Source organism: Mucilaginibacter sp. UYNi724 (genome assembly GCF_054057495.1).
The window spans coordinates 1-15442 of sequence record NZ_JBSRZI010000029.1; the positions used below are offsets into that span (position 1 = coordinate 1).

22 protein-coding genes are annotated in these 15442 nt (G+C 34.7%); 5 read left to right on the plus strand and 17 right to left on the minus strand.

Going from position 1 to position 15442, the window contains the following annotated elements:
- Positions 1–73: 73 nt before the first annotated feature.
- Complete coding sequence (locus ACVW0P_RS21940; protein WP_457133968.1) at positions 74–1120, minus strand: hypothetical protein; 1047 nt, start codon at positions 1118–1120, stop codon at positions 74–76.
- 82 nt (positions 1121–1202) lie between these two features.
- Between ACVW0P_RS21940 and ACVW0P_RS21945 the strand changes: the two genes are divergently transcribed.
- Positions 1203–1658: a hypothetical protein gene (locus ACVW0P_RS21945; protein WP_457133969.1), complete on the plus strand. Its 456-nt coding sequence runs from the start codon at positions 1203–1205 to the stop codon at positions 1656–1658.
- A gap of 67 nt (positions 1659–1725) precedes the next feature.
- On the opposite strand, the gene ACVW0P_RS21950 is transcribed toward ACVW0P_RS21945, so the two are convergent.
- Both ACVW0P_RS21950 and ACVW0P_RS21955 read right to left on the minus strand, forming a co-directional pair.
- Entirely contained in the window at positions 1726–3747 is a 2022-nt protein-coding gene (locus ACVW0P_RS21950; RefSeq protein WP_457133970.1) for a hypothetical protein, read from the minus strand.
- Between the two features lie 15 nt (positions 3748–3762).
- A complete protein-coding gene (locus ACVW0P_RS21955) occupies positions 3763–5085 on the minus strand; it encodes a hypothetical protein (RefSeq protein ID WP_457133971.1) in 1323 nt (440 codons plus the stop codon).
- Between the two features lie 64 nt (positions 5086–5149).
- Between ACVW0P_RS21955 and ACVW0P_RS21960 the strand changes: the two genes are divergently transcribed.
- Entirely contained in the window at positions 5150–5614 is a 465-nt protein-coding gene (locus ACVW0P_RS21960) for a hypothetical protein (RefSeq protein ID WP_457133972.1), read from the plus strand.
- A gap of 8 nt (positions 5615–5622) precedes the next feature.
- Positions 5623–6183 (plus strand): hypothetical protein, encoded by a 561-nt coding sequence (locus ACVW0P_RS21965; RefSeq protein WP_457133973.1) that lies wholly within the window; start codon positions 5623–5625, stop codon positions 6181–6183.
- Between the two features lie 2 nt (positions 6184–6185).
- On the opposite strand, the gene ACVW0P_RS21970 is transcribed toward ACVW0P_RS21965, so the two are convergent.
- The 5 genes from ACVW0P_RS21970 to ACVW0P_RS21990 all read right to left on the minus strand — a co-directional run bounded on the left by ACVW0P_RS21970 (position 6186) and on the right by ACVW0P_RS21990 (position 9282).
- Positions 6186–6803, minus strand: a complete 618-nt coding sequence (locus ACVW0P_RS21970) for a hypothetical protein (RefSeq protein ID WP_457133974.1) — start codon at positions 6801–6803, stop codon at positions 6186–6188.
- A 114-nt stretch (positions 6804–6917) separates the two neighbouring features.
- Positions 6918–7064: a hypothetical protein gene (locus ACVW0P_RS21975; protein ID WP_457133975.1), complete on the minus strand. Its 147-nt coding sequence runs from the start codon at positions 7062–7064 to the stop codon at positions 6918–6920.
- Entirely contained in the window at positions 7061–7723 is a 663-nt protein-coding gene (locus tag ACVW0P_RS21980; protein WP_457133976.1) for a hypothetical protein, read from the minus strand. Before ACVW0P_RS21980 ends, ACVW0P_RS21975 begins: the two co-directional genes overlap by 4 nt.
- An 11-nt stretch (positions 7724–7734) precedes the next feature.
- Complete coding sequence (locus ACVW0P_RS21985; RefSeq protein WP_457133977.1) at positions 7735–8934, minus strand: terminase large subunit domain-containing protein; 1200 nt, start codon at positions 8932–8934, stop codon at positions 7735–7737.
- Positions 8935–9105: 171 nt separating this feature from the next.
- Positions 9106–9282 carry a hypothetical protein gene (locus tag ACVW0P_RS21990; protein WP_457133978.1) on the minus strand — a complete coding sequence of 59 codons (177 nt, stop codon included), beginning with the start codon at positions 9280–9282 and terminating at the stop codon, positions 9106–9108.
- 731 nt (positions 9283–10013) lie between these two features.
- Between ACVW0P_RS21990 and ACVW0P_RS21995 the strand changes: the two genes are divergently transcribed.
- On the plus strand, positions 10014–10334 hold the full coding sequence (locus ACVW0P_RS21995) for a hypothetical protein (protein ID WP_457133979.1): 321 nt from the start codon (positions 10014–10016) through the stop codon (positions 10332–10334).
- A gap of 6 nt (positions 10335–10340) precedes the next feature.
- Positions 10341–10802 carry a hypothetical protein gene (locus tag ACVW0P_RS22000; protein WP_457133980.1) on the plus strand — a complete coding sequence of 154 codons (462 nt, stop codon included), beginning with the start codon at positions 10341–10343 and terminating at the stop codon, positions 10800–10802.
- A 60-nt stretch (positions 10803–10862) separates the two neighbouring features.
- On the opposite strand, the gene ACVW0P_RS22005 is transcribed toward ACVW0P_RS22000, so the two are convergent.
- The 9 genes from ACVW0P_RS22005 to ACVW0P_RS22045 all read right to left on the minus strand — a co-directional run bounded on the left by ACVW0P_RS22005 (position 10863) and on the right by ACVW0P_RS22045 (position 15286).
- Positions 10863–11066 carry a hypothetical protein gene (locus ACVW0P_RS22005; RefSeq protein ID WP_457133981.1) on the minus strand — a complete coding sequence of 68 codons (204 nt, stop codon included), beginning with the start codon at positions 11064–11066 and terminating at the stop codon, positions 10863–10865.
- A gap of 96 nt (positions 11067–11162) precedes the next feature.
- On the minus strand, positions 11163–11345 hold the full coding sequence (locus tag ACVW0P_RS22010; protein WP_457133982.1) for a hypothetical protein: 183 nt from the start codon (positions 11343–11345) through the stop codon (positions 11163–11165).
- 118 nt (positions 11346–11463) lie between these two features.
- Entirely contained in the window at positions 11464–11757 is a 294-nt protein-coding gene (locus ACVW0P_RS22015; RefSeq protein WP_457133983.1) for a hypothetical protein, read from the minus strand.
- A gap of 84 nt (positions 11758–11841) precedes the next feature.
- Positions 11842–12231: a DUF5675 family protein gene (locus tag ACVW0P_RS22020; protein WP_457133984.1), complete on the minus strand. Its 390-nt coding sequence runs from the start codon at positions 12229–12231 to the stop codon at positions 11842–11844.
- Between the two features lie 227 nt (positions 12232–12458).
- Positions 12459–12704 carry a hypothetical protein gene (locus tag ACVW0P_RS22025; protein WP_457133985.1) on the minus strand — a complete coding sequence of 82 codons (246 nt, stop codon included), beginning with the start codon at positions 12702–12704 and terminating at the stop codon, positions 12459–12461.
- Positions 12694–13524: a hypothetical protein gene (locus ACVW0P_RS22030; protein ID WP_457133986.1), complete on the minus strand. Its 831-nt coding sequence runs from the start codon at positions 13522–13524 to the stop codon at positions 12694–12696. Before ACVW0P_RS22030 ends, ACVW0P_RS22025 begins: the two co-directional genes overlap by 11 nt.
- A gap of 4 nt (positions 13525–13528) precedes the next feature.
- A complete protein-coding gene (locus ACVW0P_RS22035; RefSeq protein WP_457133987.1) occupies positions 13529–13795 on the minus strand; it encodes a hypothetical protein in 267 nt (88 codons plus the stop codon).
- A 163-nt stretch (positions 13796–13958) separates the two neighbouring features.
- The gene (locus ACVW0P_RS22040) at positions 13959–14405 is read right to left on the minus strand and encodes a hypothetical protein (protein WP_457133988.1); all 447 of its coding nucleotides are present in this window, start codon (positions 14403–14405) and stop codon (positions 13959–13961) included.
- Between the two features lie 587 nt (positions 14406–14992).
- Entirely contained in the window at positions 14993–15286 is a 294-nt protein-coding gene (locus ACVW0P_RS22045) for a hypothetical protein (RefSeq protein WP_457133989.1), read from the minus strand.
- Between the last annotated feature and the right edge of the window lie 156 nt (positions 15287–15442).

A 15442-nucleotide genomic window follows, 5' to 3' on the forward strand; every position in this document is an offset into this window, starting at 1 on the left:
AAACGCTTTTACAGCTCTCGCTGCTATCGTTCGCCAGCTAATTGCCTGGTCAATTTGCCACGGAATCAGGTGGTCAACATCCCCGGAATATCAATGCTGAGAGCGAAACTGTAGTATTTATTTTATTGTTGACAGTAATTCTTTGACCGTTTATCAAGGCTGAATTGAATAATACCTGACCTGTAGCCCCGGTAATCACCGTATTAAAGCCTATCAGGTGGTTATATTCCATTCTGTTGTTAGTGTTATCCCTGTACCTTTGGTCTTTACCAGAGTATTGAACGGGATTAGCGTTCTTTACAACCTCGAATATTACCGCCGGGGCTGCTGCATAACTAAAAGCACTGTCATTATTTGGTATAACAGCCTTGCTAATTTCGTCTTTAAAGGCTGTAGAACCTGTTAATGTATAACGATAATCACCTGTAAGGCCACTTTGATTGAAAATAGCGTTAAAGTACTCCTGTACGTAAAAAGAAGGTCTTAAATTGCGGTAATCTATCTTATTATCGAAGCTTACATCAGTAGTAACACCTTCACCATAATCAACTAATCCATATACATAGCCTGAACCAGTACTACCTGACACGGTTACCCCGTTCTTTTGGTAGATATTTGACCAACTATTCCTTATATTTTGGATGTTATAGGTATGATTAAAGGGTGTAAAATCAAGTTCTGATAGCAGTTTATCATTAATTATTGAGAAAAAGTCTACTAAAAATCCCTTTATGCTACATTGATAGGTTAGATTACCTAAAACATCCCGGCTACAGCTTATAAAATGAAGTTTGCCCTTTAATATAAGCGTGGTATCTTCATATACCACACAATCAATATCTTTAGTGATGTTGAAGTTAAATAAGAAAGAAAGGTTAACAGAATCATCTACTACCCTATTCAGGTTTGATAGATTACCAAAAACTAAATTATTATTCTTTGTAGCCTTAAAGGTTATGGTCTTACTTATACAATCTTTGCGTTTGGTAATATCGGAAACATCTGCAACCTGAAAAGTATTAGATAAGTCTACACCTTCGGTATCTAACCGTGCATAATTCCCGGTACTACCAGTTGTAGAATCAATTAGATATATTTGATAATTAGAATTTTTCGCCATTAAATTTTTCTTAGGTAATAGGAATGAAGAAAATATATTCTATGTTTGTCCCCAACGATTTAAAAAATAAATAATTATAGATATGGCAACCACCGACAAAGCAGTAGCAATCTTAAACGAAACGCTTACTACACTTGAAGCAAGTATAGCAGGTAGAAAAAGTGAAATCAACAATGCTTACAAAGAAGCTATAGGTTTAGCAAACAAAGCACATAAAGAATCTTTAGCATTAGCTGAAAAAACTTTGAAGGAATCTTTAACTGAATTTAGTTCTGAAAATGCAGAAATTGCAAAATTGAAAAATGCCCTTAAAGCATTAACAGGCGAAACTTCAAAAGCTACATCTGAAAAAGGCAAACGTGTTGATGATTGGTTTGGAAAGTTTAATACAGTTCTAACTAAAATGGGTAAAACAGTTGCAGACAATCCTAAAAGTTCAGATGTTAAAAAGATGATTGATGAACTGTACCCTGATTTAGGTTACAAAACTGGTGCTTACAACAATGCGTGGACAACCTATAAATCAAAGATTAAGTAATCAAATTAATAATATTTTAACAAAGAAGGCTACCCGATTAAGGTAGCCTTTCTTATTTCTTAATCCTTTAGTACTTGAAGTAGTTAATAAGAATAGAAGTCCCCGGTGCAGGGGCATTGTTAAAAATCAGTGCATCCCCGTACACGTTATAATCTGCCACCCTTCTTTGATAGATACCATTAAGAAATAATGATTCTGTATTTTCAATTGGTACTGATGGTAAACTAAACACAGTATTCTCGCTATTCACCGTACCTGATGGTGTTACCTGTGTTACATACTTCGTCTGTACAAAGTTCACGATAGCTGATTGTACAAAGGCTGTATTGGCTATTGTTGCATTAGTAGCTGCCGGGTTAGTTACTAATGGTACTGTTGGTGTACCTGTAAAGCCGGGGCTTGCTAATGGTGCTTTAGAACCCGAAGCAAAAGCATTATCACCTAAACCTAAGAACGTCTGTATTTGAACAGGTGTATATGGTTTAGCCTTGTAAGTACCTTCTTCAAATCCTGCTATCTGTACAGGTGTATTACCCAAAGATAAGAAGTCAGCTTCAACCCCACCCCATAAGGTTGCTTCACCATAAATATCAATTCCCCACTTACCATTAGCACCATCACCATTATATTTAGTGAAAGTAGTATCAACATAGTTTTTGGTTGCGTACCCTTGATAGTGTGTCCAGAACGTTGTAGCAGGTTTATTTGATATATCTGACAGAGCAGGGTTAGGTATGTTCATTACTGTTGTACCGTTACTTGCAGCCCTGTAGCTTAACACAGTGTTTGGGTCGTGAATCGAGATTAAAGAATCATCAACAAAGAATGCTAAGGTTACATCATATCTGTTAGCAGCCATAAACTGTTGCATATCGTTAATAGGTACAGTTCCAGAACCACCATCAGCTTCAATCTGAACTCCGAAGAAATTACCTCCGGCAAAATCAACTGCGGTGATACCTACAGCACCTTCACCCTGCGGGTAAATGTAACCGCCGTTAAATCTATTTCCTAAACTTTCATTACCTGCTATACCATCGATGTAAATAGGGTATTTTACATACTCGCTATCCACGTGTAAGAAAGTATTGTAACAAGCACCGTACAAATAGATACCGTAGTAGCCCGAAGCCGTTTCAAGGTTATCAAAAGTGTTCAGGTTGATAGGATGGTAATTAGAATGTGATACTAACTTAATACCTGCGTGTGGTGCTGTATTAGCCCCGGCGCAACGGATAAAACCGTAGTGTGAGTTACCATAATTGATACCAATAGCGGTACTACCTTCAATCAATATACCCGTATTGTTAGTACTCAGTGCTGTTAAGTAAGGTACAACCAAGTCAAATGTATTGATTATGTGTACGGCGGGGGCTGATGTAGATGAAGATAGTACTTCTACCCCATCTATAACACCGCCAAACGTTGATATTTCACTGGTTGAACCTGAGTTTGATAACAGAATACCACTTAAAGCGGTATCACCAACATAGATATATAGGTTTTTAAGAGCAAAACTGGCCTTATTTTTAACGATTATACCATTTTTACCTGCCGTATTTTGAGTTAAAACGGTTGCAAAACCCTCTCCTTCGATACATAATTGTGCAGCCGGAGGGTTTGTTGCATCCCACCCGGTTATAGTCAGTTCATTTGATAGCGAATAGTTACCTGAACATAGGTGAATCTTACCACCTTTGCCCGTTTGTAAGGCATTTATAGCTGATTGTATAACAGTATAAGCGTTTGTACCTGTGTAAGATTTTAAAGCAGAACCTTTGCGGGGGTATGCAGTGATAGTTGTACCCTTAATATCTATTACATAGTCAGATTCACCGTCTTTGCTACCGGGTACAATTACTGATGATTGCCAATATATACCAATATCATCAACCGTATAGGTTAACAAAGTGGTTTTGTTAGGTGTAGGTTCTACAGAAGCGTTACCGTAGTGACCTTCTGGCAATATTATTTTATGACCTCCGGTAGCATCCTGTACTACCAGTAGCTTACCGATTTCGCCCGGCTGCGGTGTAGTAACCTCTGGGGTTACATCCCTACCAATTATAAGTTTAGTTAATTTAGACATTAGTTCTTTCCGGTCTTATTGACCGTCTTCTATTTTTATTATTCCATTGGCATCTGGTACTACGTATTCAAAAGCGGTCTGGTCATCATAACACCAATCAAGTTGAATAACTTGTAGGTTTGGCGGGTTGTAACCTTCGGTTAGGTCAGGTACCGTTATTAAATCAATACCTGATGGTGCTGACATTTCTATTTCTAATCTCATTAAAGAAGTACTATACTTCTTTTGAAGAACAGGGTAATTTGTATTAGTGATTTGTACCGGGTACATAAGACCATTAGATAGCTTTACATAGACTTTGGGACTTTGGATTAACTCTTTTAGCCAAACACATTGAAGGTCTGTTAAAGGGGCTGAAATCACTTTGTATTTTGATGTACTTGTGGTGTTAATGGTATCAATTGTAGAATTTATTACACCGTCATTAACATTTGTATATAACCCGGTTGAATTAAAGCCGTACGGGTTTCTGGTTATGGTTGTTTTTTGAACTTCTACAGATTCACGTGGTGCATAGAAACTAAATGAATCAAACCCGCCCAACTTGTTAGCAAACAATACTTCTACAGGTAACCTGTTACACTTAGGTATTTCATAAGTGTAGGTTTTTAGTTTGGTCTTAACATTGTTGTTAACATCTAATAATTGTACGGTATAGAGTTTAACCGAACTGAGGTCAACTTGAAAGTTATCTGATACACTTTTAGGGCTAACATCTATCCGGGACACCCTATCAAAGGTCACACCCGAAATCACATAGCTACCTGTTAATTGTGATTTATCGTTATACAATTTGTAGTTAATGGTGGCACCTGTCAAATTATCGTTTAACAAGTAAAGATATTCAGAGGTAGCCCCGTTAACTTTTGTGTAATTAGGCTTAGAGGTCAAAAAGTTAGCGGTAACCCCGGTTGAACCAGATAAGACGTAATCTGAGTATTGAAAACTATTGAAGGCAACCGGGTTGAGTTCAGCATTCCACACATAAAACAAACCAGTTGTAAGGGTAACACCATCGATGATACCGTTATCGGTATATAACTTTTCGGTTATTTTAAGTTTGTAAGCCTGTATTAGCTTCGAAGGGCTATCAACAATATTAGCGTTAACCAATAACTGATAATCAACCACGTTTGAAAGAACACCTGACAGGTCTGTATAGCTACCAGTGCGGTTATCCGGGCTTGTGAACAGCCTCAAAGACACTATTACGCTGTTATCATCAGCTAATACCTGCACCTGAAAAAACTGAATAGCAGTGTCAGAACTGTTCATCTGGAAAATGACAGGATTATTAGCCGGGGTATATTTATCTGGTTGCTTTACTATTGAAATCATTCACCTAATTTTCTTAGGTAATGGGTTATAACCGTTAAATATTTATATTTGCTAAAACAGCAATATGAAATCAATAAGAGGAACCTTAGAATTAAAAAAAACAGTCAAATTTAGGAATGATGATAAGGATTTAAGCATAGCATCCATTATCAAAAAATACCTTGAAAATCGAATACTATATGAATCTAATTTCCTTGATAGTGTAAAAAACCAAATTCAATTACAGTTATTTTATACGAAGCCACTTCTGTTAGATTTAGTGAATAAAGAGTTTCAACATAACGATTTTATTTCTATTGATGATATTACCGTAGACTTAGAACAGGAACCTCATTTTGATGATAACGGAAAAACCATCTACAAAGGGTTCTATAGCTTTTATGCCAAAAGTGAAGAAATTGAAATTGTAGCTATACCTGCTGAAAACATTATCGCATATCATTCTGAATCAACTCCGATTTTACGCTTCCAAACGTTATCAAATGATTTATTGTTTTTAACCAGTTCTTACGATACCGAATCGAAATAGTTTCTTAAATGGCTAAAGCATCAGAAAAATTTTACAATAATACTTGGTTTCAAATCATAGTAACTACTTTAATATTAACTCCTATTAGTAGTGCTATATATGACCACACCAAAGATATACCTATCATCACACCCATACTAAGTGTTTTTAAATACGTGTGGGTAAACGTATTTAATTTTAATATACCGCTTTATCTCGTAGTTATTGCATTTACTATTTTAATAGTAGGAATGAAAAATTATTTAACCTTCAAAGATAAGATACCAGAAATATATGCAAGTCTTGAAGTAGTAAAAGAACCGGATTACATTAATTATACAGAAGGGAAGTTGAAAAAATGGACGTGGACTTGGAACTGGAAATATAATTCAATATCAGATTCTTATTCTATTTCAGATTTAGTACCAATTTGTAATAGATGTACGTACAAGATGAAAGGTGATATTGGTTTTGCTATATACACTTGCCCTAATTGTGATAATATGTATGCAGATTATTACGAACTTTCATCTGATATAAGAAACGTTATTCTACAAAAGATTGAAAGAGGTGATTATCCTAAAGATTAAGTTTAACCATTTTTGTCATCAACATTATCACCTTCCTTGTTATAGATTTTAGCTTTTAGGTTATGGATAACAAAGCCCTTAGCATTCTTTATTAAATCCTGCCTAAGCTTTTCTTTTTCTTCTGTCCATTTGATAGCAGGTTTAGGTTTGATACCTTTATTATAAACGCTTGTAGATAAAGCCCACGCTAATGTTTCCTGTTCACTACCTTCTTTTTTATCCTTGAATTTTGAGGGCTTGCCGTAGTATTTAGGATTGTTAACCAGACTTAGGTTCTTAGATTTGATATAGTCCAGAAACGGCTGTAAGGGTGGGCGTTTATCACCATAGGAATATTTTGTTTGATATAGCTTTTCTTTCGACCCATTCACGCCATAGTAGTTATATAGCAAATGTTCAGAACCTTTGATATGAACTTCTTGCCCCTCTGATTCTAAGGTAATGTTTTCTATTTTACCCGTGTTGACAAAATTGGGTATTCCCTGAATGTTTTCTTTTAACCTTAAAATAAAGTCAGCGCAAGCTTGTTCTGCTGCTGATAAGGCAGATGTAAAGTTAGCTTTAGATTCCCCTATGTTATCAAGGGCTGCTGCATTAGCTTGTGAAAGGGATTTAGCCATATATTAACGCTTGTGATTGATTAAATTTATTGTTCCATCTACTTACACCATTTAAGGACAAAGTTGATTAGAGGGGCTCAAAAAGCCCTAAATACTATTGGAGGTTTAAACTTTTTAAGAACTGATTTTACCATTACGGTTTTCTTCTAAGGTTACTTGTTCTTTAAGAAGGGTAGCTATAGTAAGCACACTCATTACATCATTATTCATTACCTGCCAAAAGGTTTCCCCGGTGAAGTCTGCTACCTGTTTAGCTATCATAAAGTAGTTCCACCGTTGGTTGAACTCTTGTTGAATGGATTCAGATTCTTGAAGGATTGCATCAACATCTTTAGCCCCGTTTTCAGTGTTATCCGGTTCAGTTGACGGAATGAAGAAGCCTGTGAACGTTGTAAAAACCTTTCGGTGTTCTTCTGTAGCGTAAAAAAACCTGCTATGACCTCTACCATAGATTGATTCAAAAAGTATTCTTCATTATGGTTTTTGTCTTTGGCAAACACCGCTAACATTGACGGTATGTTTTCTATAGCTGATGATAAGATACCCGCTTCTGTAAAGTCTAAGGATAGCTTATTGAAGTGTACAAAACTATCATAAGTTAAATCTTCAAATTGAATATACTTGATAGTAGGTTTACGCTTATCGGGTAAGGTTTGCATAAACTTTAGTTTATCAATCATTTCAAATATCTTTGATGTAGGTAGTTCATCTAATACATCCATAGGTATATCAGTTAGTAAACTTATTAAGGTCATATTCTTTTCAATATCTGACAGGTGATTAGCTGTAAAGATATCGAAGTCTATAAGGTCTGGTTCTTTATCTGATTCATTTATAACCGGGGATAACTTGATATAATCTTTCAATAGCAGTTCATTCCAGTCACCGGGTAGTTTATCTAATATTTGTTTATAGTTCATTTGGTTAGTTGTTAATAAAGCCATCCCTGATAGTTGCTAAGGTCAGCTTGTTTCTTAAATTTATTTGCAATGGCTAAGGCCATAATAATATCATCTTTGAAGTTCTTACTTGCTGAATATTTTAGGTGACCTGTACTACTACTGTATGTATATTCAAACGTGTGCATCTCATTAGCTGCATCCTGATTATATTTAATAGTACCCTGTTCAACATCTTTAATGAGTTGAACCATTAATTGGGGCTTGCTTGTAGAAGTGAACTTAAATCCTTGTAAATTACTAACAGTCATACTCAATTCTTCTTCAATCGGGTCACCGATTCCAGTACTGTCAATGACCTTTAGTGTATATGCAGGTAGTGCTTTGATTCGTTCTTTGATTTGCCAATAAGGGGATTGAAAACGTTCAAAGTATGACATATTAGAATTTTGGTCAAGTCCTACAATTACTGTCCAGTCACCATTTTCACCTTTACCACGTGCTATATCAACCCCAAACACTACAGAAGGCTTATTTGATAGTGATTCAATGATGTTATTATTAATGTTATCAGTACCAAATGGGTTATCCGCATTTGCCATTTCGAGGGCGAGGTATTCCTGTTCAAAAATTGCGATAGGAAGTTCTTTCTTCTTCTGTTCAATGTACTTCAAAGACAGATGCGGGTTATCATAACACGTGAAATGCCACGATTGATAACCGTCTTCACCTGTTAAGCCCTTAGTATAAAGTGAGTGAAAATACCCCCGGCCTTTTGGTGAACTCAAAAAGATAATATCTCCGTTATGCCGGGCAAGTGTAGGAGATATATGTTCAGTATAACTTTGCTCTAAATCTTTATAAAAAGCTGCTTCATCCACAATGGCTAATGATATGGTATTACCCCTGATGGTGTCGGTAGCCTCACCGGAATAGAACTGTATTACACCCCCGGTAATCAATTCAATTGATAGGGATGAACTGTTTTGCCTCTTAATGACTTCGCCCGGTAGAAGCTTTAATAACTCACTATAGAAGGTCTTACTTAAATCGAACTTATGACAGAAGTAAGCAACCTTTTTGCCCTCTAATAAATATTTAATGGCAATCACTTTGGCTAAGTATGACTTACCTGATTGCCTCCCACAATTAAGTATTTTTACCTTTGCCTTACTTTGCCATACTAATAGCTGCTTTGAATGAAGCTTAGGCAGTTTAATGTTAATATTCAATATAAGAATCGCTCTTATTCTGGTACTTTATCACGGGTTTGGACACCTATTCTGACATTTTCTGTTGAAAAACGCCCTTGAATGTGGTTTAAAAGCCCTTTATAGGTTCGTAAACTATCAACCTGTGATTTTACCAACGGCTTAGTCTTTGCCGTATTTAGTACTTATCCCTTAAAAGGGTGAATCATTTTCGTCTTCATCATCTTTAGGGGCTGCTTCGCTATCTACATAGGTTACAGTTACCTTAACTTCACCTGAATGTGCAACGGTATCTTCATTCTTATTTAGTTGTGGTATGCGGTACTTAGCAACCTTATCAATTATCATCCACTGCTGAAACGGTGACATAGTTAATAGGTCATCCGCAAGTTCATCTATCTTATTAGATAGTACCTGACCTATAGCCTCTCTGATTTGTTCAGTGGTCTTGTTCTTAACTCCGGGTTTTCTACCCCCGGTTTTTCTTTTCCTTTTTCAAACGGCATATTCTTTTCCTGTTCTATTATAATTGAATAGGTAATGGTATATGTGCGAGAAAAAAGAGGTTGATTGATTAGTTATCGGCGAAGATTTCACCAATAAAATATTAAGATAACACGAAAGATTTCTATATAGTTTCTATAAGATTGCTAAAGAGTTTCTAAAGAGTTTCTCCTTGAAAAGTTATTAACATCGGGGCTACAATATTAAAGTTGACTTTACCTAAGCATCGATTGATTTACGGAGTATGTGTTGGTAACAATGCGAGAAAAACACGTTGTTTAATTGGGTAAATTTGTAAAAGAAAATAACAAAATGAATTTATTTTCGACTTGTAACAGTATATATAATCAAGGGGTCAAAAACGCTGTTAAAAATACATTAGCAATTTTTTTTATTCAATTATAGATATTAGATTTACTACCGTTAAACAACTAAAGAATGAAAACAAAAGATTTAATTACTGACCTGAATACTTTTAGTAAAAAGCATAAACCTATGATAGATTTACTATATCTTATATTGACTGCTTTGAACCTTCTACATATTATAAAATAAACTTTAACATTCTTATATAGTAAACTTTATTATATTGCGGAATGATTGAAGAAAAGCCTAAAAGAATTATCCTGTGTGATTTGGCGATGGTGTTAGCGTTTATTTTAGGTGCTGTTGGGATAAGTCAGCTTTTCAACCATTCAAACCCCTTAGAGGCTAATAGTTTGTTCTCTTTCTTAAAAGATTTATTAGGTTTAAAGTATGCGCTTCTTGACTTTGTTTCTGCTGTAATGTTAACCCTTTTAGCTGTTAAAATCGGCGCTGATGAAAAAAATAGGGTTAACCAGATTACCCGCCCGTGGAATTCTAAGCAAGGTGATAACATTACAGACTACTATGAGAATATCGATAATAAAAAATAGAACAAAATGAAACCATTGGTAATATTTGTCCTAATTGCCTTAATAGCTGGATGCTCAAAAAAGAAGCCTATTGTAAAACCAAAGAAGCTTTATTCTTACAAATTGTATATTGATGATAAACTTGAACTTAACAAAGATTCTGTTCTATTTGGGAAAAAAGCCACTGACACGTTACAGTTTTTAAATGATAGTTTAGCTTTCTCTGAGGCTGCGGATAAATTAAAGTGGAAGAAACTTATAAATGATATTTTTGTGAGCGTTAACAAGAATAAGCCAAATTCATCATACGTTTCCGATTCAGGTAAAACCTTTAAAATTTTAAATCACAAAGGTCAAGACTTAAAAAGTATTCTATCTATAAAATTTACTGATAGTGTTGAAAAGGCCGAAAATAAATCACTCACTGATATTCGCCACGAAAGTTATATAGAAGAAGAATATAAAAAAATACATCCCGATAACAAATAAAAAGCCCCGGCTAAATGAATAGTCAGGGCTTTGGTCAACAAATCTATTTTAAGACTATAATTACATTTCAGCTTCGTTAATAATCCCGCTAATCAAATCTTGACTTACCCCGGCCTTTACAGCCATTTCACCAAGGATTTTTAATTCAGCTTTCTTCATACGTAAAAATTTGGGAATACTAAAAATAGCCCTCGTTATAGCAACGGCTATTAAAAATACTATTAAAAACCCGACAAACATTACTATTAATTCTCCTGCTCCCATTGTTTAAAAGTTTAGGAAACTAAGGTAAATAAAAAAGCCCTAACATTTCTGCTAAGGCTTTTATTATAGGTGATACTTGAAATAGTATGTTTGATTTTATTTCCCGCCACTAATTACGGCACCAATCAATGCAAAAATCGCTATAACAATTATAATAGCAATAAAACTATTGAAATTTTCTTTTGGGGTTTTATCTCTCATTGGTGTTCCGTATTTATCAACACGTAACCCGTTTTTGTAATATATTTTTTGTGACATAAATATTGTTTTGGTATTCAAATATACATTTTTAAATAAAATCCACACTATGACAAATAAAAAGCCCCGGCTAAATAAATAGTCAGGGCTTGATAATGAAAATAAAACACACCGGTTTTATCGCTGACCGGGAAACAGCTTAAATAGCTTTAGCAGTATTACAGTAAATAGATTTATTCAAATCTTTTTCAACTATGTAGGCTCTAACTGATTCTGCATTTTTAAATGACAGGTTCAAATTTTTGAAATCCTGTAGGTTTTGTTTACCTTCTTTAATATCATTAAGATAATCTTCTTCTTTGGTTAACAAATCTTTTAAATACTTTTCTACATTTAGCGTAGTTTGATAAGGTAACTTTACATCTTTTAAAGTAAACCGTAATTGGTTTACTAAATCTTTTATTGTTTGCTTTTGTTCTGTTTCTGTGTTCATATTCTTCTTTATTATAAATACCTCTGACTTTTGTAGAAGTACTATTTATATTATATTTATTTTTTATCACCCCGCCGAAGGTTATTAAGCCTTTTCTATAGTTAAGGTTATATCTTTTTGCCCGGTTAACTTTATAACCATATCTTCTGTAGCTGCTTTAGATATCCAAATCAACTTATTATCTGTATGGTAACCTACCAGTATGCAACCTGAGGTGGAATTTTCATTATTCCCCGGATGTATTCTAATGCCTTCAAACCCCGGCACGGCTAATACCTCTGGTAAAATCCGTTTAAACCTGTTAGAAAGGCTTAAAATGACCTTATAAACCCCGTAAGGTATAGCGGTAGCATTCTTTACCTTCTTATCTCTCAGAACATCTTCGAGAGTGTAGCAGAACCAAACATCATCTATATATAAATCTCCTATTGTATTATTTTTATTAAATACTTTTCTTATAACTTTTAACTTCATTTACCGATTTGAGATTCTCTTTGGTAATAGCTGTACACTATTGTTATGAATTCCCCCACGCAAGGTGAACACGTAAAACTGATTATCCGTTCAGGCATAATAGCCTTAACTACACCTTTCAATACCGCTAATTCCTGTGAATCAAAAGATGCTTCTTTGTGAACAGCATAGTATTGTAGCTTAGGTAGTATCAGTTCGATACTGGTTAATATTTCTTGTTTTGTCATTTAATTTATTTTGTTTCTTATCTTTAGTAATATAGCACACCGTTCATAATCTTCATATCTTACTTCTAACAGTGCAATAACATTTGTTAGGTAGTTTTTATAAGCTTTTTGTTCATCATCTGATTCAATGATTAATTCACCATACCAGTCATTCAGTAAACCTTCAATATCCGGGTACCTACCTATTATCAATGAAGTTTGTAGATTAATTTGGTTGAAGATAAACAGCGATAATTTATCTGTCATCACCTTTAAGTGCTTTTATTTTCTTTAAAAGAATCCGGCGTTGGGCTAAATACTTTGATTCTGAAAAGCCTAAAGCTTTTTGTTTATCTGTATAGCTTAGGTCATCATCAAACATTATATTGAATAGCTGAACATCTTTCATTGATAGTTTAGCTTTGATTAATTCTAATTCTGTTAGGGGTTTATTTAAATCCATTTCTATTATTTTATTGTAGATATAGGTTCTATATTCTTTATATTCATTAGTGGGTTTTCTTTTGTAGAACCTTTCACCGTTCCACAATGCAGTAATGAATTCAACTTCATCCGGGGCTAATCTCTTTTGTATCTCTTGCCACCTGTCAATTGAATAATCACGGTCAGCAAAGAAGTTACCGTCTTCGGTATCTGGTATAGGAATCCCCGTGAAATCATCTGTACCATCATTATAAGTATCTGTGGGTGATATGTAATTAAGTCCAAAGTAATTAGAACCAAAAAGTAATTTGGTACCAAAGCTATTGTTAGGGCTTATAGGTTTAACATACCCCCGGCTATCAGATTCAACTGCTTTTTTGGGTGCTTTGTGCATCATTTGCCTTTTCAATATCTTTACCGAAATCATTTCAATGCTTTTAGGATTTTCATCATAAGCATTAACTAACTTTTCAGCATTGTAATTTGCTAAATGGTAAAGGGTTTCTAAGTATATTTCTTCTGCTATTTTGGTTTGCCGGGGTATTGATAGCTTACCTTTGTAATAGCCGTCTATCTTTATTTTAAGTACACCTGAGTTATAAAAATCTGTAAGTATTGTGTCTTTTCTTTTTATGTAATCCAATTGGTTATTTAATCTTGAAAGGCAGGTCATCAAACCACCTGCTAAGGGCTGTAGCTATGAATGATGCTACTAATGGTATAAGAACCTGCACCGGGCTAAAGGTGCCTAAGAACGCTTGTGTGTAGATGTAAACTACACCCGCCCACCACGAAAGGCAGTAAATACAATTGAAAGGTTTACCCAGATTCAACTGGTTAATCAACCATTGGTAAGCCGGGTTAATCATTAACCCATTTACCGCTATTGCTATTATTGATGCTGTTATTAACATTATCTTTTTTTAGGCTGAATCTCATATTCAGTTTTAATTCTCTTACCGTAACCGCCTTTGTAGAAGCTGTACAGATACATACTTTGTCTGTCTGAATTACTGATAACAGAAGTCATAATACCTATGATTCCTGCTACGGCTAATATTTGTCTAATTAACTTTTTTAATATCTTTTAATTTTGGCCTTATTATAAGGCAGTTCAATCATAATCTTATCAACCTTATTTGTGTAGCCTAAAGTTGTTTTACCTACGTTTTTAATAGATAAATTTAGTTCACTTACCTTTAGTTTTTTAAGATTGTAGATAAGGGCTACATTATTATTGAAGTGACTAATGTAGAATATATCAGCCCCCGCATTATCTTCGCTTATTTTCAATAGGTGCTGATACTTCGAAAACTCCAAAAAGACAGAATCAAAATCAGTTGATGATAAGTTTCTATCTTTAATCTCGATAAAGAAGGGCTTTACATCCCCGGCTATTGTTGTAGTGCATCCTGACATATCCCACACCGCATAACGGTTAACACTTTCAACCAGAATGTAATTAGGAAACAGGTTCACCGTTTTAGTTCTACCTATAGCTTCACGCTCTAAAAACATATCCATTATCTTAGTTCTTTAATATCTTCTTTAAGCCCGGTTATCTCTTTTATGAGTTGTTCTTTAATTTCTTTTACTGTTAGGTTTGCTAAATCAGTTTCCCGTTGTTGTTGTTCCATATCTATAAATACACGCTCAGGAATAGAATGCCCCAAAAAGTGAAACTATTTGAAAATAAATTTTTAGGCACAAAAAAACCCGTAGCGTTTACCACGGGTTTCAAAACTTCATAATTGTCAATCAAGACACATTTTTAAAGAATTGTCAGAATTTTGGCTGTTTTATTACTTACTTTGTAATAAGAAGAGATTTTATATAAAATAAAATGAATTGTATAAGATGCAATGCTAAAACGGCTGAACGAATCAAGCGTAGTTTACTGCTGAAAATTATATCATTATTTTTCCCAATGAGAAGGTATAAGTGCTATAGCTGTATGAAAAAATTTGTCGTGTTAGACAAAGCCTAATCTTTGGCTTGTTCTCTGGCCTGTAACCGGGTCATTGTAATACGTTAACAGCCTTATTGAACCATCCCTCCGGTACACGTCTACAGCTTCATTGCGCTTCACACAGCCTTTTAATCTGACAGGCTTAGATGGTAACATATTCTGATTCACTTTTAATATAACCAGTTAGCGGGTCTTCGCTATAAGTTGTTTGCATTAGTTGATTGTGCAGCGTATCTAAATACACTTGTGTTTCACCCGCCGAAGTATGCCGGGTTTCTTTGAATAAAAACCTACGAAGTGAACCGTCTAATCTTATGGTACCTGTTGAAGGTTTAGGTATTACCGCTCTGGCAGCTTTTCTATTTTGGTGATAAAGATAAGTAGCTTGTGTTAGTTCACCTGCTGTAAGGCTTTTTACTTTGTCTGATATGGTCATAGCTTTTTAGTTTTTTAGTTTAGTTAAACCCCGGCACTTTACACCGGGGGCTTTAGTTATTGTGTCTCGTCCTGAAAAAAGTTGACTAATAAATGGTCAACAAAATGAGTTACAAGGTAGTTAAAGTAAAAGGTGAAGCCTCGCATTTAAAGTATA